The sequence below is a fragment of the Clostridium carnis genome (assembly GCF_054657435.1).
This window is the reverse complement of the sequence record NZ_BAAHYS010000001.1, coordinates 50,848-72,058: the sequence shown is the minus strand read 5'-3', so window position 1 is coordinate 72,058 and position 21,211 is coordinate 50,848. Positions and strand designations below refer to the sequence as shown.

Sequence of the window (21,211 nt, the reverse complement as noted above, 5' to 3'; positions counted from 1 at the left end):
GGGGCTTAATTAATGATTAAGATAGGGTTAACAGGAGGAATTGGATCTGGTAAAAGCACTGTTTCAAAAATTCTTAATGATACGGGATTTAAAATAATAGATGCTGATAATATATCTAGAACGGTTCTTTCTAAGTATCCAGAAATTCTAGAGAAGGTAAAAATAGAATTTGGATCAGGTTTTTTTGATTGGAGAGGGGAATTTAGAAGAAAAGAATTCGGAAGTCATATTTTTAGATTCCCAAAACAAAGGAAGAAATATGAGGATATAATTATACCCTATATAAAAAGAGAGATTTTTGAGGCAATAGATAAAGAGGAAAAAAATGGAGAGAAAATGATTATTTTAGATGCTCCAACATTAATTGAACATAATCTTCATCTTGAAATGGATCATATTATAATAGTTTGGGTTGATAATACTACTCAAATAATGCGGGTGAAAAATAGAGATATGATTTCAAGAGATGAAGCAATAAATAGAGTAAATGCTCAGATACCTTTAGATAAAAAAAGAGAGTATGCGACAATAATTATTGATAATAATGGAGATATTTTAAAAACTAAAAAGCAGGTAAATGGTGTGGCTGAGTTCTTAAAGGTAATCTGCAAGTAAGGAGAAAAGAATGAAGTTTAGACGTATTTTAACAGTTCTAGTAGCAATAGTTGTAGTTTACTTTGGAATAACATTTATAATGAAGCAATATATATTTCCTTATAGATATAAGGAGTATGTTGATAAATATAGTGAAGAGTTTGGAGTTGATCCATTATTAGTATTATCTGTTATGAAAGCAGAAAGCAATTTTAATAAAGAGGCAGTATCAAATAAAGAGGCAAAAGGCTTAATGCAAATAATGGATAAAACAGGTGAATGGGCAGCTAATGAAATTGGAATAAATTATTTTTTACCATCAATGCTATATGATGCTGAATTTAATATAAGGATTGGCTGTTGGTACTTAAAAAATTTAATGAATGAGTTTGGAGATATGGAGTTAGTAATTACAGCATACAATGGTGGAAGAGGTAATGTAAATAAGTGGCTTAGTGATGAAGAGTATTCTCAGGATGGTGAAAAACTGCATTATATTCCATTTAAGGAAACTAAAAAATATGTAGATAAGGTAAAAACAAATTATAGTGTATATAAATATTTATATGGAAAATAGTTTGCTTTATTAAAAAAGGACTTAGAATTATTTAATATTCTAAGTCCTTTTATCTTAATTTGAAAATATTGCAGTTATCCATTCATTTGTTTGGTATTTTTCATTAAGAGTAAAGCCATAACTTTCTACAATATCTTTGACTTTTTCAAAACTCCATTCTACTAATCCAGAAACTAAAAGCTTGCCGTTAGGAGACAAATGCTCACATATAAATTCCATAAACATTTGAGTTTCTTCACCACCTATGTTTATATAAATCCAATCATATTTATCGGTGATTTCAACTTCAGAAGACAAGACATCTCCAACTATGACATTAATGTTGTATAATCCATTTAATGATGCATTTAATTGAACTTCATCGCGTACATCTCTAATATCTAAAGCCGTTACATGTGAAGCACCTATAATTGATGATGCAACTGATAAGATACCAGATCCAGTACCAATATCCAATACCGATTTACTTACTAAATTTAATTTAGTAAGTATTATATTTAAAATATCTTGAGTAGTTTCATGTAGACCAGTACCAAAAGCACCTTGAGAAATAAAACTAATTTTATTTTTTTTATTATCTATAATATCATTAGGGGAAGCTAGTACCCATTCGTCATTTATACTCACACTAGGAAAATCATAGTTTGTATAATCAGTAGTAATTTTCTCTATTTTTATAGCGTGTGAATTTAATAAAGCATCTACTTGATCTTTAAATGAATTAACCTCAGTTGATTCACCTTGAAATGCAATTTTTAATTCAATTGTTTCAGAAGGTTTTTCTAAGTAGCCATAACCATAATCATCAGTAGTTATTTCTAGAGGCGTTTCATAAAATACATCAAAAATATCATTTATTTGAAGTGTTTCAATTTTATTATCTAGATCATTAGAATTAATATTATAAGATAGAACGAACATGGTGTATCCCTCACTTTAATCATTTTGTAATACTTATAGTAGTATAGATAGATTTTTAGATAATGTCAAGGAATGTAATTAAAACTCCTATAAACTTTTTTTATTTTTTTTATTAATATTTTTAGAAGATTTTTTTGCTTTAGATAATTTTTTTTTAGCTACTGAAAATCCAAAACTTCCTATGGAGTTTTGAGGCATTTTATAATATTCACCGTGACAATAAGTAAGTAAATTACCTTTTTCAAAGTGTATTTTACCTTTTTCATCTATAAGAGACTCATTTATATGAGATCCAACAACCTCAGCAATAAACATATCATGAGTTCCAAGTGGTATAATTTGTTTTACTTTACATTCAATACTCACAGGACATTCATTTATATAAGGTACATTTATATTCTCACTTTCTCTCATTGTAAAGCCCATTTCTTTTATTTTATTAAATTTTCTTCCAGGTTTTACTCCGCAATAGTCAACTGCTTTAACCATATTTGAAGAGGGCATATTTACTACAAATTCCATTGTATCCTTTATATATTCATAAGACAATCGTTCTGGTCTAATTGATATTGAAAGCATAGGAGGTTTTGTACAAATAGTTCCAGTCCAACCTACTGTAAATACATTTTCTTTTCCTTCTTTATTTCTTGAAGTTATTAATACAACAGGAACAGGGTTTAATACAACACTGCCTTTAAAATTAACTTTATTCATATAATACTCCTTATTAAATACAGTTTATTTAGGATTATAGCATACTTGAAAAAAATAAAAAATAAGAAAATGGATTAACTAATTAGCTAATCCATTTTATATTAGTATCTTCTTCTACGTCTTCTTCTTTTTTTCATATTTATAATTTTAACTATTATGATAATTAAAGTTCCTATAACAACTATAATTAGTAATGCAGCTAAGTAAAAAGCAAAGTTTGCTTTAAATAGGTCTCCAGATGTTAACTTAACAGTTCCCTTGATTTCCTTAGTAGAATCTGCAACTGTTAATGATAATTTAACTTCCTTACCACTAGTAACTTTCCAAGCATTAGTTGTATCATCATTATAATTAATAGAAAGAATTTTATCATTTAAATCATTTTTATAATAATTTACATCTTCAGCCAATAATATAGGAGCAGTGATTATTTTCTTAGGTCCAAAGAATCTAAAAATCTTATACTCTAAATCTATTGTTCCAACTTCATCTCCTGATTTTTTGTAAATATCTTTTTGTACATTATAACTATAATCAGCTATTTTTTCAGTATCATGAAATACATTTAATCCATCTGCACCATATTCTGAATTTAAAACAACTGTAACTAAATCTCTTCCATCTTTTTCATAAAATCCTACGAAACAATGACCAGCTTTAGTTTCAGTTCCAGTTTTACCACCTATGTTTCCATTTTTACCAAGAATTTTATTTCTTGTTTCAATAGGAAAAGGTGATCCCTTAAGGTCTATAGTTGCTTTACTATTTTTAGGAGAAATGGTTTCTCTAATCCAATCATTTTTAAAAGCCTCTTTAGCAATAATGGCTAAGTCATGAGCTGTAGTAAGATTTGTATTAGTATTGCTTGGATTAAGAGGATCGATTTCAAGTCCACTTGGATTTTCAAATTTTGTATTTTTTAAACCAAGTGATAGAGCCTTTTCATTCATCATTTTTACAAATGTATCTACACTTCCAGCAACAGAGTCTGCCATAAGATATGCTGCATCATTGGCTGAGTAAATCATAACAGCATTCATTATATCATTAGCAGAAATAGTATCACCTGGATTAAAGTGCTTAAAGTTATTTAAAGATGTTTCAGTAACTTTAATGACATCTGGAGTAAAGGTTAGTGTGTCTGACTTAGATTTATTCTCAGCGAAAATAAGTGATGTCATAAGTTTAGTGGTACTAGCTGGTGATAATTTAATATCAGCATCCTTAGAATAAATAACTTCTCCAGTATCCATATCCATAGTTATTGCAGACTGTCCTATTATTTCAGGTGCTGTAATATTTGTCTCTTGTGCATTAACTCTACTAGCAAAAGGTGCTACTAATGATATGGAAAGAGCTACTGCAAATGATTTTAGTAAATTTCTTTTTCTCAAATTCATCTCCCCATCTCTGTATAAAATTTAAATTCACTTTTTTTAGTATATCATTTACGTTACATAATAACAACATATAAGAGAATTAAAAAAGTGGTTGAATTTACATATTATATTTAATGATACTAATGTATAGAATATACTTATAGGTTAATATAGGAGGTGGTTCTAATTAATAAATTTAAAAAATTATTAATTATATTTATTTTTGCAATAGTTATCAATAGTATAAATTATATCCAAGTTTTGGCTTTCAATTCACAAGAAAATAAGAAAGTTGTATATTTGACTTTTGATGATGGACCATCTCCAGGAATTACAAAGGAAATTTCACAAGTTTTATTAAAAAATAATGTTAAAGGAACTTTCTTTGTTGTTGGATCTAATGTTAGACTTTTTCCAAAGGTAATTAAAGAGTTAAAGAATAATGGTATGAGTATTATGCCTCATACTGACATACATGAATATAAAAATATTTATAGTAGTAAAGACGAATATTTTAAGGATTTAAATAATTGTATAGAAACAATAGAATCAGTAATAGGAAATGGAAAGTTAATGTTTGTTAGAATGCCAGGAGGCTCAGATAATAATATAGCTGATAGGAAAATATTAGATTCAATAAGGGAAACCCTTAAAGAGGAAGGAATATATAATATAGATTGGTCTGTAGACAGTGGAGATAGTGAGGGATACAATTGCACAGTAGAATTAATTAATTCGCATATTAGAGAATATGGTGGGCTTTATAAGGTTGAAGTTGTTTTAATGCATGATTTAGGTAATAAGCAAACAACAGTGGATTCATTACAAAATGTAATTGACTTTTACAAAAGAAAAGGATATGAATTTAAAACATTAGATAATATAGATGAATGGGAAATAGAATATTTAGAAAAAATACATGTATTAAATAAATAATAAAAATAATCCTAACAATTCGTACTAATTGTTAGGATTATTTTTTATTAATGTAAATTTAGTTAGAAGAAAGTCTATTTATCATTACATCTTTTGCTTTAAGTTCTAAACTATCATCTAATGGCTTAAGTTCAATTGGACCATATTTTTTTTCAAGAGCAAGTCTTAAGAATCTATCAGCAAGTTCTGGATTTTTAGCTAATAAAGATCCATGGAAGTATGTACAGAACGTGTTCTTATAAATACATCCTTCTTCATTATCTTCACCATTATTACCATAACCATGTTTACATTTTCCAAGTGGATTTAACCGATTTATATAAGTTCTTCCTGAATGATTTTCAAAACCTACATATGTTTCGTTAAACTCTTCGTTGAAAATCACAGTATTTCCTATAAAACGCTTTTCTCCACTAATAGTGTAGATATTTAAAATACCTAAACCTTCTATTTTTTCACCAGTAGGAGCCATGTAGTATTTACCAAGAAGTTGATATCCGCCACATATCGCAAGAGTAACCTTACCAGACTCAATATATTTTTCTAAAGAATCTTTTTTTATAGTTTTTAAGTCATCAGAAACTATTGATTGTTCAAAATCTTGGCCACCACCAAAGAAGAGAAAATCTGTATTTTCTTCATCGAAAGTGTCGTTTAAAGAACAATGTATTACATTAACCTTTATCCCTCTTTTTTCAGCTCTATGTTTAATGATTAATATATTTCCTACATCACCATAAACATTAAGTAAATCAGGATAAAGATGACAAATATTTAACTCCATTTAAAGTTCCTCCTGTTACCAAAGTTTTTTAATGTATCCTTTTGAGTGAAGATACTTTCTAAAGTTTATCATAGCAGTGTAAGTAGCAAGTATATATACTTTTTGACTATTACCATTTTTGATTTTTTCAGTTAAAGCCTCAAAATTTTCTTCTAAAATGAATTTATTTGGATCTAAGCCAGCTATTTTTAAACGAACAGCCATATCATAACACCTAATACCTGAAACAAATATTTCTTTGATATTAAGAGAATGAAGCTTTTCAAAATCAACATCCCAAATCCAAGATACATCTCTACCATCTGCATAGTTATCATTTAATAAAAAGGCTGTAGCAAATTCCTCTTTGTTTAGGCATAGTGTATCTAATGCTTGATTATATCCAGCAGGATTTTTAACTAAAATAATCTTAACATCTTTACCTTCAATATTTAGCATTTCTTGTCTACCAAAGCTAGAACTTTGTTTTTCTAATGATTTTTTTATTATATCATCAGATATTTTTAACTCTTTAGTAATAGCATAAGCACATAAACCATTATAAATATTATAAACTCCTGATTGGCTTATGTTAATTTCAAGATTATTAAACTTAACTGTAGAGCTTTCAGGAGTAAGCTCTAATATTTCTTCCACAGCATATTTTAAAGATTCTCTTTTAAAACCACAGCCTGTACAGTAAAAATCACCTAAATGATTATATGTAATGTGGTTATAATTGTAAGGGGATTTGCAGAATTTGCAAAATTTAGCATCTGCATTAACATCTATGGTTTTATTTTCATTAATTTTAGCGTTAAATCCATAAAATACAGTTGGATTAGGAAGTTTTAAATCTCCAAGTAGAGATTCGTCACCATTTAAAACAAGAGTAGTATTTGGAACTAAATTAACACCATCTAAAATTTTATTAAGAGTAGTATATACTTCACCATACCTATCTAATTGATCTCTAAAAAGATTAGTTACAGTTATAATTTTAGGTTCTATAAATTTAGTTATATATTTTATATTGGCTTCATCGACTTCTATAATCGCATAGGAGCTTGTTACTTTATTAAAGAAACTATAGTTGTCGATAAATGTTGTAACTATGCCAGAGAATAAATTAGCACCTGTATTATTAGTGATAACAGTGTGACCACTTTCTTTTACTATATTGTAAATCATACTTGTTGTAGTAGTTTTTCCATTTGTTCCTGTTACTAATACAACCTTATAACCTTTAGAAACTTTAGATAATATATTTTTATCAATTTTCAAGGCTACCCTTCCAGGAAATGTAGTTCCCCCTTTTAGTATTGTTTTTGTTAGAAAAATTGTGATTTTTGAAGCTATTATGCTTATTATTGATTTAATACTAATTTTTTTCACCACCTTGTAATACTTATCAAGTATTATTTACAATAATACTATTTGTTAATCAGTAATTAAAAAGATTTCTAAATTATGAATATCAATAGTATATCACAAGTTTATTTTATACAAAATAATATATTTTAACTTTTATAATAAATTGACATGAAATATAATTGAGAGGATAATAAAAGAAAAATAGTTTAAATGGGGTTGAGTAAAGTATGGATGGTTTTATTTTTACTGATAAGGAAGGAAAGGTTATAAATTGTTATAAGTGGACTCCAGAATGTGAGCCTAAAGCAGTAGTTCAAATTGTGCATGGAATGACTGAAACTGCATTAAGATATGATTATTTTGCTAAAGCTTTATGCAAAGAAGGATATATAGTATATTCACATGATCATAGAGGGCATGGAAAAACAGCATCATCAGAAGAGGAACTTGGTTATATAGCTGACAAGGAAGGATTTTATTGGATGGTAAATGATATAAAGGAACTTTCTAATATAATAAAAGAAGAGAATCCAAATTTAAAATTAATATTATTTGGACATAGTATGGGGTCTTTTTTAAGTCAGAGATATGCACAAATATATGGTAATGAAATAGATGCACTTATTCTTTCAGGAACAAATGGTAGACCTAAAAATATAACTAAACTTGGTATTATAGTTTCTAAAATAGAAATTATGTTTAAGGGAAGAAAAGCTAGAAGTAAAATTATGGATAAGTTATCCTTCGGAGATTTTAACAAAAATTTTAATCCTACAAGAACACAATTTGATTGGTTATGCTCAGTAGAAGAAGAGGTAGATAAATATATTCATGATGAAAAATGTGGTTTTATATGTTCTACTTCATTTTATTATGATTTAATAAGAGGATTATGGGATATTCATAAAGAAGAAAATAAAAAAGCAGTACCTAAGAAACTTCCAATTTATATTTTTGCTGGAGATAAGGATCCAGTAGGATATCTAGGTAAAGGCATAATTAATTTATATGAAATTTATAAAGAAAATAAAATAGAAGATGTGGAATATAAGCTATATAAAGATGGAAGGCATGAAATGTTAAATGAAAGTAATAAGGATGAAGTTATAAAAGACATAGTGCTTTGGATTAAAAATAGAATATAGCTAATTAAAAAAGAGTAAGAAACCCTTACTCTTTTTTGTAGCTTTTAATATTTTTATAAAGAAAAAAGTAAAAAAATATTATTGTTTTATTAAAATAATTTATATTTAAAAAAAAATGATGTAAAATATATGCAGAAACATAATGAAAGTTGAGGTAATTTTTATTGGAAGTTTATACTTTTGAAGATAAAATATATTATACTGATATGAAAAATATAGATAAATTTATATCTTTGGGTTTGATAGCTTATTTAATGACTTTAGCCTTCGAGGTATATTTACCTAATTTTACTTTGTTTTTAGAAAAGATTTGCATATTAGTATCTAATATAATCTTATTGATGTTTATTATTCATATAAGAGATATAAGAGATAGAAGGATATATGTTGTTATAGAGATTTTTTTTATTATTAATTGTGTTATTGGAATTTTAATATTAACACCAGAAGGGCAATTTACAGAATTAAAATACATATTAAATTCTGTTGGATTTAAGAGGAGTTATAGGTTGGATTCTATAACCTTATTTGGGATTTATTATTTATTAGCAAAATATAAAAATTCAAATGATAAATTAATTTATTTAGAGTATGGTTGTGTATTTCTTTTAGACTTAATTATACAGTCTAGTTTGATATTAAATTATAATAGCCACAAAATATTAATATATACGTATGTATTAAGTATAATAATATTATTTTTAAAAACTAATGTTTACATGAGAAGAAGTACATTGCTTTGGAATGGAAAACTAAATTTATTTAAATTAAATTTTATTATGCTTACAATTACAGCAGTAATAAATTTAATTTCATATTTTTTAGATAATGCTCTTGTTTCATCGGCAATTTATAAAATACAAAGTTTGGTATTTATTGTAAGTATAATTTGTATAATAAAAAATATATCTCAAGAAAATTATAATTATGTATATAAAGAAATATATGAAACAAATAGGAATTTAGAAAAAATTAATGATGAATTAATAGATAGAAATTATGAACTTTTAAAATCACAAAAAACTAGATTGGAATATCAAAATTTATATAAAAACTTTTTAGAGAATTTAAGTAAACCAGTAATTACATATAGTAGATTTAGCAAAAGAATTTTGTATTGTAATAAATGTTTTATGGAGTTAATAGGCGAAGATAATTTAAGAAATATTATAAATAAAAAGGTACAGAGATTTATTGATATTTCAATGATAAATGAAGAAGTTGATTTTGAAAATAATGAAAAAACATACAAAATATTTGTAAATGGTATTAGTAACAAGATATTTAATATAAAATTTATTATTTCTAGTGAAGATAAAATGGAAGTAGTAATGATTATTGAGGATATAACAGAAAAAGTGAAAATTGAAGAAATGAAAAAAGAGTTAGCAAATAAGGAGATGAATGATGAAATAAAAAAGAACTTTTTATCAAATATTTCTCATGATTTAAAAATACCAATTAATGTAATATATTCTGCTATTCAATTAGAACAAATATTAAAAAAGAAAGAGGATATTGAAGGAATAAAAAAATATAATTTTATATGTAAGTCTAATTGTGTTACTCTTGCAAGATTTGCAAATAATCTAATAGATATAAGTAAAATAAGTATGGAGAGTTTAACCCCTTCTTTAACTAAAGGAAATATAGTAGAGTTTGTAGAAGAAAATGTATTATCACTAGAATATTATATAAGAAGTAAAAATATAGAATTAATCTTTGATACAGACGAAGAAGAGATATATATTTTCTTTGATGTAGATATGATGAGAAGAATAATATTGAATCTTATTTCAAATGCTGTAAAATTTACTCCTACAGATGGAAAAATATATGTAAATATAAAAAATCATGAAAAAAGGATTTGTATAGAAATAATAGACACTGGTATAGGAATGGGACAAACCTTTACTAAGGAAGCTTTTGAAAAATACTCCATGGAAAAAGGAAAAAGTAATAATGTAATAAACGGTAGTGGAATAGGATTGTTTGTTGTATATAATTTAATTCAAATTCAAGGTGGAGACATAAAACTTGACAGTGAGGTAGGAAAGGGAACACAATTTACTATTGAGTTACCTAAGGAGAGCAATTATGAAGAGGTACAATTATAAAAAGGAATTAAAATTCATGGATGAAAATACTGGATTATTAGATAGATTTTTAATTCCATTATTAATATGTTTAACTTTTATGATGATATTTTATGATAAAGGACAAGAACTTATATATATATTAAGAATATTATATTTTTTATTATCGATATTAATAGCTGTTATGATTAGGATAAATGTAAAAGATAAGAATTTTAACTATTTTAAATATGTTGGAGTAGGATTCTTTTATATAGGAATATGTAGATTTTTTGAGCTACAATTTATTGTAAATACAGATATTATAGGTATTCATATGGCATTTGTTTCAGGTTTTAACTACTTGGAAATATTAGCTATTTTTATACCGCTGATTATGTATAATAAAAAGTTATCTAAATCTATAATGCATAAGACATTTATATCATTGATTCTAATTATGGCTTTTTTAATTAAAGTAAGTATTAATAATTGGTATAATTTACATTTTGTCAAAAATATAACGATTCTTAATCAAGCAGTATACGTTATATTAGTTTTTATTACTTATAAGGAAATAAAAAAATATAAAAACTTAAAAAAACATTTATGGAAATTAGAAGTAATATCCTTAATAATGATAAGTAATCTTTTTTCAGTATTGAACTTTATTTTTGACGAAAATTTAACTTGTTTTGTTTTTATTTTTAAGATTATAGCTTATTTTATTATATATAGAAATGTTGAAAAAAGAGTTCTTAAAGGTGCTTATGAGAAAGCTTTAGAATCTTTAGAAGAAGTACAAAAAAACAAAAAACAGTTAAATAATGAGCTTGTTCAAAGAGAAAAGTTACTTGTAGATGTAAAAATGCAAATGGAAAGAAGTCGTAAAAAATATAGTGAAATACTAAAGACATTTTCAGAGGGAATGATAATTTTTAATGAAGAATTTTTGATATACTCTAATATTAAAGGTACAGAATTTTTAAAAAAATATATAAAAAATGAAGAAGGAAATCTATTTTATATTTTATGTATTCTTACGAAAGGTGAAATAACAGAGGATAATATTAATAACGGATTTTCAAAAATAATCTATATTAATGAAAATAAAGATAATGAAGTTATTATTGAAATTAATTTAATTGTAATTGATAGATTAAATAAAGTTTTGTTTATTAATGATATTACAGAATTAACTAATTTTGAAAAGAATAAAATAAAGTTAGAAAAAAAGATATTAGAAGAAAATATAAAGGATGAATTTTATTCTAATATATCTCATGAATTAATTACGCCCATTAATGTTATTTTTTCTGCATTACAATTAAATGAAGTTGTATTAAATGGTGATAATTTAAATACTTTAGAAAAACTACAAAAGATAGATAAAAATTATATAATTATAAGGCAAAATTGCTTAATGGAGTGTTCTGAGTAGATTAGACATATAGAATATACGATTTTTTTCTGATTTTCTTAGGATTTCTCAATTTTCTATTTTTTTATATATTTATAACTTTTTGTAAGTGTAGTGTGCATTTTATACAAGTACCACATAATTAAATTTTAAGCAACTTCTTTTAAATTATTATAATAACTTTTTCTATACTCCCTTGGTGACTTATACCCTAAGGTAGAGTGTAATCTTTTTGCATTATAAAATAATTCAATATATTCAACTACAGCTTGCTTTGCTTCCGCTCTCGTTTTAAATTTTCTTCCATAAAGAAAGTCCTTCTTTAAAGATGAGAAGAAGGATTCTGCACAAGCATTATCATAACAACATCCTTTAGCACTCATACTTTGGATACATCCATTCTCTCTTAATAAATCCTGATAATCATAAGATGCATACTGAACCCCTCTATCAGAGTGAAAAATAAAACCTTCATTTGGCTGTTCTTTTAGTATAGCAGTATTAAACGCATCTATAACTAACTTTCTAGTCATAGTAGAATCCATTGACCAACCAACAACTTCTCTATCAAACAGATCAATTACAGTCGCTAAATATAGCCATCCTTCTTCAGTTCCTATATAAGTAATATCACCAACATAAGCCTTTTTAGGTGCTTCTACGTTAAAGTCTTGTTTTAACAAATTAGGTGCAACAGCATAATTGTGATCTGAATAAGTAGTAGCTTTGTATTTTCTAGTAATCTTGCTAGAAATATTATTTTCCTTCATTAATTTAGAAATCTTATTTTTACCACATTCTATTCCATAATACTTAAGTTGAGCCTTTATCCGTCTAGCACCATAGGTGCCATAAGATTCTTTATGAACTCTCTTTATTTCTAAAACGAGCTTTTCATCATTAATTGTCCTTTCAGATGGCGGTCTTTTTAACCATGCATAATATGAGCTCCTCTTTATATCTAATATATTACACATCTTCTCCACTCGAAATACGGAGCTATTATCAAGAATAAATTTATATTTTATTTCTCTGGCTTTGTGAAGATGCGTATAGCTTTTTTTAGTATTTCATTTTCCTCTTGAATATCTGCTAATTTCTTTTTTAATATTCTTAATTTTTCATCTTCTGGTCTTAGTTTTCCGCTACCTGGAAAGGCAGTTTCTCCATGCTCTTTATATTTTTTAACCCACCCTCTAACAGTTGCTTCACTAACACCTATATCTCTTGCAACATGAGTTGCTTTTTTACCTTGATCTATTACCAACTTAATAATTTCTTCTTTATATTCCTTAGTAAATCTTCTTTGGTTTCCCATTTAATAAACACATCCTTCTTAATTCTTATTATACGTACTTTCTATGTGTCTATCAAATTGGGTATACTCCATAAGATTAATACGGACTATTAATAACTTTATAGATAGCAATAAATTATCCGAAGGTTTTTTAGAGCCTAATATGAAAGTATATAATTTAGTAGATATAATAGAGAATATAATATTATTATGTAATAAATATATGAAGCTGAAGAAAACTAATTTAATCTTTGATCCGCAAGATGAAGAAGTATATATTTTATGTGATAAAGATTACATTGAAAGAATAATGCTTAATATTCTTTCAAATTCATTAAAATATGGAAAAATAAATGGGAATATTTATGTTAGAATATTAAAAAACCATCATGAGATTAAAATACAAGTTACAAATGATGCTAAAGCAATACCAGAAGATAAGAGAAAAGTAATATTTGAAAAATTTACAAGAATTGATAGTTCGTTAAATAGACCATCAGAAGGAAGTGGATTAGGATTATTTTTAACTAAAGGATTAGTAGAGTTGCATAAAGGAGAAATATATATATATTCAGGTAAAAATATTGGAAATACATTTACAATAATACTTCCATATGAAAAAATACAATATAAAAACACTTTAAGTTATAATCCTGAGATAAATCAATTAGAAGAAAAAGTAGATATAGAGTTTTCGGATATATATTTCTAATTTCATACTTTATAAAAATAATGCATATATAATAATTAAAGTAATTATTTGAGGTGCATAATGAAAAAGAAAAAAGAAAAAAAGCTTAAAGAAAAAAAGCCAAAGATAAAAAAGAATAAAAAAAAGAAAAGTAATTTAAACATATTTAAAGTAAATGGTGAATTTAAATTTATACCATTAGTAATTAATATATTAATACCAGTTTTAGGTGGGTTATTAGTTGGATTTTTAAATAGTAATGTAATGGGAAAATATGAAGCCTTAAAAAAACCAATATTTACACCACCCTCATATATTTTCCCTATAGTTTGGAGTATATTATATATATTAATGGGAATAGCAGCTTATAGGATTTATATGAAGAATAAACAAGGCTATGATGATAAGGGAGCATATTTCTTTTATTTAGTGCAATTAATATTTAATTTTATGTGGAGTTTTATATTCTTTACATTTAGATTATATGCCATATCATTTATATGGTTAGTTATATTATTTGTATTAATTATAATAACATTTATAAAGTTTATTAAAGTAGATAAAATAGCAGCAATTCTTCTAACACCATATATAATATGGGTGCTTTTTGCAGGAGTTTTAAATTTTTTTATCTGGATCTTTAATGAAATGTAATGAATAATGTAGTATAATAAGGTAAACCTTCTTAAGTTAGAGGGTTTATTTTTATTAGAAAGGAAGTTTGTATGGGTAAAACTTTATTTATAGCAGAAAAACCATCAGTAGCAATGGATTTTGTTAAACTATTAAATATTAAAGCAAAGAGAAATAATGGTTACATAGAGGGTGAAAAGAGTATTTTCACTTGGTGTGTTGGACATATGGTTACAATGAGTTACCCACAAGCCTATGATGAAAAGTTAAAATTTTGGAATTTAAAAGATTTACCTTTTTTACCTAATGAATATAAGTATGAGGTAATTCCATCAGCTTTAGGACAATTTAATGTTGTAAGCTCTCTTATGAATAGAGAAGATGTAGATACCATTTACGTTTGTACTGACTCTGGGAGAGAGGGAGAATATATTTATAGACTTGTTGACGATATGGCTGGTAAGCCAAATAAAGTAAAGAAAAGAGTATGGATAGATTCACAAACAGAAGAAGAGATAAAAAGAGGAATCAAAGAAGCAAAACCACTTGGAGCATATGATTCTCTAGCTCATTCAGCATATTTAAGAGCTAAAGAGGATTATATTTTTGGTATAAACTTCTCAAGGTTATTAACTCTTATGTATGGAAAAACAATAGCCAATATACTTAGGAAAGATAAAAATGTAGTTATAGCAGTAGGAAGAGTGATGACCTGTGTACTTGGTATGGTTGTAGAAAGAGAAAGAGAAATTAGAGATTTTAGAAAAATGTCTTTCTATAAGATAGCTGGAGAGTTTTCAAAAGAAGATGAAAAAAGTGTAATTATAAAAGGAGAATGGAAGGCTATAGAAGGTTCGAGACTTTTTGAATCTCCAAAACTTTATAGTGAAGTTGGATTTAAGAAAAGAGAAGATGCAGAGAAGTTAATGCAAACATTAAGAGATGTTGGAAGTGGGGTAATAAAAGAGGTGAAAAAAACAAAGGAGAAGAAAAATGCTCCTCTTTTATTTAACTTAGCTGAGCTTCAAAATGAATGTACTAAAAAATTTAAAATAAGTCCTGATGAAACCTTAAAAATAGTTCAAGGATTATATGAAAAGAAAATGGTAACTTATCCAAGAACAGATGCTAGAGTTCTTTCAACAGCTGTAGCAAAAGGAATTAAGGGTAATATAATAAAGCTTAAAAATATGAATTTAGGAGAAGAACTTACATTAATAGCTCAAAATATAATAGAAAAGGATTATTCTAAAGGTATTATAAAAAGCAAATATGTTGATGATAGCAAAATAACAGATCACTATGCTATTATACCAACTGGAGAAGGAAAAGATGCTTTAGTAAAACTGAACGAATTAGATAGAAAAGTATATTTTATCATTTTAAGAAGGTTTTTATCTATTTTTTATCCACCAGCTATATATAGTAAAATGGCTGTAACAATAGGTATAGATACAGAAAATTTTTTATTAAATAAAAAAATATGTATTGATAAGGGGTATTTAGTTATTATTCAAGGAGATCGTGAAGAAGAAGAAGAGTATTTTCCAGAAAATTTAAGAAAAGGTACAAAGCTTTCAATAGAGGAGCTTGAAATTAAAGAAGGAGAAACATCTCCACCAAAGAGATACACAACAGGGTCAATGATTATAGCTATGGAGAATGCAGGAAAGTTAATAGAGGATGAAGAATTAAGAGAGCATATAAAAGGTGCGGGAATAGGAACATCAGCTACAAGGGCGGAAATACTAAAGAAGTTAATTAATATTGAGTATATAAAATCTAATAAAAAAACTCAAATACTTACACCAACAGAACTTGGAGAAATGATATATGAGTCAATAAAAGTATCTATACCATCATTATTAAATCCAGCTTTAACAGCATCTTGGGAAAAAGGATTGAAAATGGTAAATGATGAAGAGATAAAGCCAAATGAATTTATGGTTAAGCTTGAGGCATATACAATAAATAATACTAGAAAAGTTTTACAAAATTCGTTAATAGGCAAATTAAACGGAAAACTTATAAATGTAAAAAATCAATATGAAGAATCTAAATAATTATTTTGGTATTAAAAAATAGAAAATCCTTGAAATCACTAATGATTTCAAGGATTTTCTATTTTATTCATTTAAAGGTGTCAAAACTAAATTACATTTTAATATATTTATCTAAAGTTATTTAATAAATATATTTACTAAAGCAAAACAAGCTGGTGCTAAAAATACAGTTATTAATCCTGTAATACCTATTGATAATGAACTCATTGCACCTTGAGTTTCTCCAAGTTCAAGAGCTTTACTTGTACCAACAGCATGAGAAGCTGCACCTATTGCAATACCTATAGCAACTTCATTTTTAATTTTGAAAATATTACAAATTGATGGCCCAATTACAGCACCTAATATTCCTGAAAGTATTATGGCTAATACAGTTACAGGGGCAAGTCCACCAAGTTGATTTGTAATTTCTATACCGATAGGTGTAGTAACAGATTTTGATAAAAGCGATATAGTTAATACATTTTCAAGCCCAAATGTAAGGCATAAGACAATTACAGATAATATTCCAACTGTACTACCTATAAATATTCCTGCAACTATAGGTAAAAAATTATCTTTTAAAAGTTGAATTTGTTTATAAAGGGGTACTGCTAATACTACTGTAGCAGGTCCTAAAAAGATGTTTATAAACTGTGCACCATTATTATACTTTTCAAAATCAATGTTAAAGACAACAAGAAAAGCAATTGTAAATATAATTGCAATTAATAAAGGATTAAATAGGGGGAATTTAGTTTTTCTAAAAATAAATAACCCTAATTCAAAAGCTAATAATGATAAAATTATCCCAAATAATATATTATTAGTTAAAATATCCATTATTCAACACTTCCTTTCTTAGGATTAGATGTGATTTTATTTATTATAATTTGGACCATAAGTCCAGTAACAGCTATTACAATTATAGTTGTTATAATACATATAATAATAATAATCAATAAGCTATCTTTAACCGAGCCAAAGGAGGTAAGTAGTCCGACACCTGCTGGAATAAAAAAGAATGCTAAATGATCTAAGAAAAAGTTAGATACAGTTTCAACTTTTTCAACCTTTATTACTTTAGTACAAAGTAGTAAAAGTAATATTAGCATACCTATAATGTTACCTGGAACTGGCAATTTAAATCCCTTTGAAATTAATTCACCAATTAAATAAATTCCAAGTATTAAGATTGATTCTCTAAATAGTTTCATAATAAAACCTCCTTAGTTGTTCCTTTATTAATTTAGCACTATTAAAACTATATGTAAATAGCATAAAAAATTATAAATCTTTAATTTTTAACAAATTTAGAGTTTTTCTCATATAATAAACCATGATAGTAATTTAACTTTTAATAAAGTGAAGGAGGACCTGGTGAAAAAAAGATTGATAAAAATAGCATCTTTAGTAGCCATCATAGGTGTAGCCACAATGAGTTTTATGTCATGTGCAAAAGATAAAAAAACAGATACTGTAATGAAGGTTAGATTGAATGAAGTTGTTCGTTCTGTTTTTTATGCACCAATGTATGTTGCTATTAATGAAGGTTTTTTTAGCGATGAAGGATTGGAGATTGATTTAACTACGGGTCAAGGTGCAGATGCAACATATTCTTTTACACAACAGGGGTGAAATGTTGAAATTCTTATATTTTAATTAAATTAATATAAATTTAATAGTATTGTAAATAATTAAAAGGACACTAAAATTGAACATTATTATATTAGAAAAGAATGGTATAATATTTATAGTTAGAAATAATTATACTTAAAAGTATATATTTGCAATTAATAAATAAATATATACACTGTAATTAGAGTTGGGAGTAAGTTATGAGCAAATTATTTATTATAGGAAATGGGTTCGATTTAGCGCATGGAATTCCGTCAAAATATGAAGACTTTAGACAATATTTAATTTCTACATTAACTAAGGAGACTGGTGAGAATTATTGTAATTATGATTTCACAGTAGACAATGGAATTATTACAATTGATTATATAGAAAACCTAAGGAATAACATTTTAACTATTATGTATTTTTTATCAAATGCAGAGGAAGAAAATTTGATAAAAAATGTTGAGGAAGAGGAAAAAGGTTTGTGGAGAAATGTTGAGGAATCAGTAGGTAAATTCAATTATGATGATTTTTCATGGCTGTATGTTGATGAGAGCAAATATGATAAAGAAGAAAGAGCAAATTTTATAAATGAAAATATTTTTTCGCCTTATGTAGATGTTCTTAAATCAATACCTAATTTTTTTTCAAGATGGATTAATCAGATTAGTATAAATGAAGTTTATAAGAAAAACATTGATGGGCAATTAAGTTCTTTATTCGATGATGAAACAAAATTTCTTTGTTTTAATTATACTGATACATTAGAGTATTTATACAATATTAAACGAAAGAATATTTGCTATATACATGGTAAAGCGAAGGACAATAATATACTTTATTTTGGACATGGAAATTGTTTAGATTATCAATATTTTATAAATCGTAAGGATATTAATGAATTATCAACGGCAGAAGGGGAAAATATGGTTAATTATGCTTTACGTAAACCGGTGGAAGTTGTATTAAATAAAAATTCATTATTTTTTGAGTCAATAAAAGACGTTGATGAAGTATATAGTTTTGGCTTTTCATATGGATCTGTTGATGAACCATATATTAAAAAGGTTATTGATAATATACCGACTAATGCTAAATGGATGATAAATAAATTTCCTTCACCAAAAGAGAAGCAAGATTATAAAAATGTAATTAAAAAATGTGGATATAGTGGCATAGTAAAAGAATTCTAGTAGCTGTTAAATAAGTTTGTTAGAACAAATTATATATAAAAACAATTAAAATACCGTATTATTCAATATGAAAAATATACGGTATTTTAAATTTGTAATTTATAAATACCATCTATAAGGTTATGTGTTGTGACTATATTTTTATATTTTTTAAGTTAATTATAAATAATTATAATCTTATCTTAAATTTAATTTGTTTTGTATCACTATTATAAGTAAAGTACTCAACTAAATTCTTTATCATGTTTCTCTTTATTTCAACATCATCTATGAAATCAATAGTGTTTTTAAATAAATTTAAGCTTTCTATGAAGGCTTTTTTATTTTCTGTTTCATCTTCAACAATGAAGGATTTTATAGATAAATCATTTATGTTTTTTTCAATAACTTCGTTATCACTTTTTAAAGTCTTAATTTCACTTTGAATAGCTTTAAGAATATCAATATCATCAAGTAAAGCTATCTTTTTTATGAGTCCAGAGATTATTTTGTTGTTTTCATTTAAAGATTTATTTAATAGATTTTTTTCTTTTTCAATGCTTGCAGCGTTAATAGAATTTGATTTGCTTTTAAAATTATCAAGCATTTTTATATTAAAGTTTTTTAATAGATCTATTACAAAAGCTTCAGCTTTATCTGAATTTAACATTTTGCAAGTACATCTTTTAGATGCTCTATTTTTAAGCTCACATCTATAATATCTTTCATATTTATTGTTTTTAGGATTATTTCTACTCCAGGAGCACATAGAAGAACCACAATGTTCACATTTTAATAATCCAGACAATAAAAATTTATTACCAGTACCAGATTTATTATTAGATTTTTTTCTTACAGCATCTAATATTTGCTGACATTGTATCCATTTATCAGAAGGAATTACCCCTAAATGGCCTCCAGTTGAAATTATCCATTGATCCATAGGATTATCCTTCCTACCATTTTTACGCTTGTTATAAGCCATAATACCATTACTAGAATTAGCATTACCTTCAATGGTAGAGCCTTTAGATTTAAAATATTCAAAAGCTTTTTTATCAGCAGTACAATACACAGGATTAGTTAATATCTGTAATACTGTATTACGGCTAAAATCACCACCATTTTTTCCTTTAATGCTATTAGTACATAGATAACGAGCAATGGGGCTGCAACTATGTTTTTCAATATACATATTATAAATAAGTTTTACTATTTCAATTTCTTCATCTATAACTTCAAGAGAATACATTTTCTTCTTATGGCCATTACTTTCATAAACAACAGGAATAGATTTAAAACCTAATGGGCAAGTACCACCTAGCCATCTACCAGTTTTAGAAAGTTCAAGCATATTATCTCTTATTCTTTCAGCAATACTTTCACGCTCCATTTGAGCAAAAGTTGCAGATATATTAATCATGGCTCTACCCATAACAGAAGTTGTATCAAATTGTTCAGTTATAGAAATAAAGTTGACGTTATTTTCTTCCAATATCTTTAGGGTAGAAGTAAAGTCAGCTACATTTCTTGAAATTCTATCAAGCTTATAGCAAACTAAATAATTAAATCTTCTCTTTTTAACATCTTTAATTAATTTTTGAAACTCAGGTCTATTAATATTTCCACCACTAAAGCCTTCATCTTGATATATAATAAACTCAATATTGTCTTCTAGGTGAAGATTAGAAAAATACTTTTTACATAATTCTATTTGGTTATTAATAGATTCACCTTTTTCTGATAATCTAGATTTTCTAACATATATTGCAGCTCTAATTTTAATCACCCCTTTGTATATACTATTCACTAAAACTCTTAAAAATTAAATTGATGTTGGTTAAACTATAAAGGT

The 21,211-nt window shown here is 26.1% G+C and carries 19 protein-coding genes and 1 pseudogene; 11 read left to right on the top strand and 9 right to left on the bottom strand.

Going from position 1 to position 21,211, the window contains the following annotated elements; translation table 11 throughout:
• Positions 1 to 12: 12 nt before the first annotated feature.
• Both coaE and ACYQ1T_RS00380 read left to right on the top strand, forming a co-directional pair.
• On the top strand, positions 13 to 615 hold the full coding sequence (gene coaE / locus ACYQ1T_RS00385) for a dephospho-CoA kinase (protein ID WP_459830699.1): 603 nt from the start codon (positions 13 to 15) through the stop codon (positions 613 to 615).
• A gap of 10 nt (positions 616 to 625) precedes the next feature.
• Complete coding sequence (locus ACYQ1T_RS00380; RefSeq protein WP_459830697.1) at positions 626 to 1,171, top strand: lytic transglycosylase domain-containing protein; 546 nt, start codon at positions 626 to 628, stop codon at positions 1,169 to 1,171.
• A gap of 54 nt (positions 1,172 to 1,225) precedes the next feature.
• Here the strand turns inward: ACYQ1T_RS00380 and ACYQ1T_RS00375 are convergent, their stop codons facing one another.
• From ACYQ1T_RS00375 to ACYQ1T_RS00365, 3 genes are all read right to left on the bottom strand, one after another.
• Complete coding sequence (locus ACYQ1T_RS00375) at positions 1,226 to 2,092, bottom strand: 50S ribosomal protein L11 methyltransferase (RefSeq protein WP_459830694.1); 867 nt, start codon at positions 2,090 to 2,092, stop codon at positions 1,226 to 1,228.
• Between the two features lie 87 nt (positions 2,093 to 2,179).
• Positions 2,180 to 2,806, bottom strand: a complete 627-nt coding sequence (locus ACYQ1T_RS00370) for a flavin reductase family protein (RefSeq protein WP_459830692.1) — start codon at positions 2,804 to 2,806, stop codon at positions 2,180 to 2,182.
• A gap of 101 nt (positions 2,807 to 2,907) precedes the next feature.
• A complete protein-coding gene (locus ACYQ1T_RS00365) occupies positions 2,908 to 4,200 on the bottom strand; it encodes a D-alanyl-D-alanine carboxypeptidase family protein (RefSeq protein ID WP_459830689.1) in 1,293 nt (430 codons plus the stop codon).
• 246 nt (positions 4,201 to 4,446) lie between these two features.
• On the opposite strand from ACYQ1T_RS00365, the gene ACYQ1T_RS00360 reads away from it, so the two are divergent.
• The gene (locus ACYQ1T_RS00360) at positions 4,447 to 5,121 is read left to right on the top strand and encodes a polysaccharide deacetylase family protein (RefSeq protein ID WP_459830686.1); all 675 of its coding nucleotides are present in this window, start codon (positions 4,447 to 4,449) and stop codon (positions 5,119 to 5,121) included.
• 58 nt (positions 5,122 to 5,179) lie between these two features.
• Here ACYQ1T_RS00360 and ACYQ1T_RS00355 read toward each other — a convergent pair whose 3' ends face one another.
• Both ACYQ1T_RS00355 and ACYQ1T_RS00350 read right to left on the bottom strand, forming a co-directional pair.
• Positions 5,180 to 5,905: a type 1 glutamine amidotransferase gene (locus ACYQ1T_RS00355; protein ID WP_459830684.1), complete on the bottom strand. Its 726-nt coding sequence runs from the start codon at positions 5,903 to 5,905 to the stop codon at positions 5,180 to 5,182.
• A gap of 15 nt (positions 5,906 to 5,920) precedes the next feature.
• Positions 5,921 to 7,279, bottom strand: coding sequence for a MurT ligase domain-containing protein (locus ACYQ1T_RS00350; protein WP_459830682.1), 1,359 nt, complete (start codon positions 7,277 to 7,279; stop codon positions 5,921 to 5,923).
• 206 nt (positions 7,280 to 7,485) lie between these two features.
• Here ACYQ1T_RS00350 and ACYQ1T_RS00345 point away from each other — a divergent pair, with 206 nt between their 5' ends.
• From ACYQ1T_RS00345 to ACYQ1T_RS00335, 3 genes are all read left to right on the top strand, one after another.
• Complete coding sequence (locus tag ACYQ1T_RS00345; RefSeq protein ID WP_459830680.1) at positions 7,486 to 8,403, top strand: alpha/beta hydrolase; 918 nt, start codon at positions 7,486 to 7,488, stop codon at positions 8,401 to 8,403.
• 164 nt (positions 8,404 to 8,567) lie between these two features.
• Positions 8,568 to 10,520, top strand: a complete 1,953-nt coding sequence (locus ACYQ1T_RS00340; RefSeq protein WP_459830678.1) for a HAMP domain-containing sensor histidine kinase — start codon at positions 8,568 to 8,570, stop codon at positions 10,518 to 10,520.
• Positions 10,501 to 11,919: a hypothetical protein gene (locus tag ACYQ1T_RS00335; protein ID WP_459830676.1), complete on the top strand. Its 1,419-nt coding sequence runs from the start codon at positions 10,501 to 10,503 to the stop codon at positions 11,917 to 11,919. Before ACYQ1T_RS00340 ends, ACYQ1T_RS00335 begins: the two co-directional genes overlap by 20 nt.
• Before the next feature lie 128 nt (positions 11,920 to 12,047).
• Here the strand turns inward: ACYQ1T_RS00335 and ACYQ1T_RS00330 are convergent.
• Positions 12,048 to 13,216, bottom strand: a protein-coding gene (locus ACYQ1T_RS00330) for an IS3 family transposase (RefSeq protein WP_459830674.1) whose coding sequence is annotated in 2 segments (ribosomal slippage) — positions 12,048 to 12,952 and positions 12,952 to 13,216 — 1,170 coding nt in all. Because the reading frame shifts where the segments join, the coding sequence is not laid out codon by codon here.
• Positions 13,217 to 13,358: 142 nt separating this feature from the next.
• On the opposite strand from ACYQ1T_RS00330, the gene ACYQ1T_RS00325 reads away from it, so the two are divergent.
• From ACYQ1T_RS00325 to ACYQ1T_RS00315, 3 genes are all read left to right on the top strand, one after another.
• Positions 13,359 to 13,907, top strand: coding sequence for a sensor histidine kinase (locus ACYQ1T_RS00325; RefSeq protein WP_459830671.1), 549 nt, complete (start codon positions 13,359 to 13,361; stop codon positions 13,905 to 13,907).
• 60 nt (positions 13,908 to 13,967) lie between these two features.
• On the top strand, positions 13,968 to 14,540 hold the full coding sequence (locus tag ACYQ1T_RS00320; RefSeq protein ID WP_459830669.1) for a TspO/MBR family protein: 573 nt from the start codon (positions 13,968 to 13,970) through the stop codon (positions 14,538 to 14,540).
• Positions 14,541 to 14,611: 71 nt separating this feature from the next.
• On the top strand, positions 14,612 to 16,582 hold the full coding sequence (locus ACYQ1T_RS00315) for a DNA topoisomerase (RefSeq protein WP_459830666.1): 1,971 nt from the start codon (positions 14,612 to 14,614) through the stop codon (positions 16,580 to 16,582).
• Between the two features lie 117 nt (positions 16,583 to 16,699).
• Here ACYQ1T_RS00315 and ACYQ1T_RS00310 read toward each other — a convergent pair whose 3' ends face one another.
• Entirely contained in the window at positions 16,700 to 17,404 is a 705-nt protein-coding gene (locus ACYQ1T_RS00310; RefSeq protein ID WP_459830664.1) for an LrgB family protein, read from the bottom strand.
• The gene (locus ACYQ1T_RS00305) at positions 17,404 to 17,778 is read right to left on the bottom strand and encodes a CidA/LrgA family protein (RefSeq protein WP_459830662.1); all 375 of its coding nucleotides are present in this window, start codon (positions 17,776 to 17,778) and stop codon (positions 17,404 to 17,406) included. Before ACYQ1T_RS00305 ends, ACYQ1T_RS00310 begins: the two co-directional genes overlap by 1 nt.
• Before the next feature lie 220 nt (positions 17,779 to 17,998).
• Between ACYQ1T_RS00305 and ACYQ1T_RS00300 the strand changes: the two are divergent.
• A pseudogene (locus ACYQ1T_RS00300) lies at positions 17,999 to 18,175 on the top strand (ABC transporter substrate-binding protein); the annotation flags it as partial.
• A gap of 224 nt (positions 18,176 to 18,399) precedes the next feature.
• On the top strand, positions 18,400 to 19,377 hold the full coding sequence (locus ACYQ1T_RS00295) for a bacteriophage abortive infection AbiH family protein (protein ID WP_459830659.1): 978 nt from the start codon (positions 18,400 to 18,402) through the stop codon (positions 19,375 to 19,377).
• Between the two features lie 169 nt (positions 19,378 to 19,546).
• Here ACYQ1T_RS00295 and ACYQ1T_RS00290 read toward each other — a convergent pair whose 3' ends face one another.
• Positions 19,547 to 21,145, bottom strand: coding sequence for a recombinase family protein (locus ACYQ1T_RS00290; RefSeq protein ID WP_459830657.1), 1,599 nt, complete (start codon positions 21,143 to 21,145; stop codon positions 19,547 to 19,549).
• Between the last annotated feature and the right edge of the window lie 66 nt (positions 21,146 to 21,211).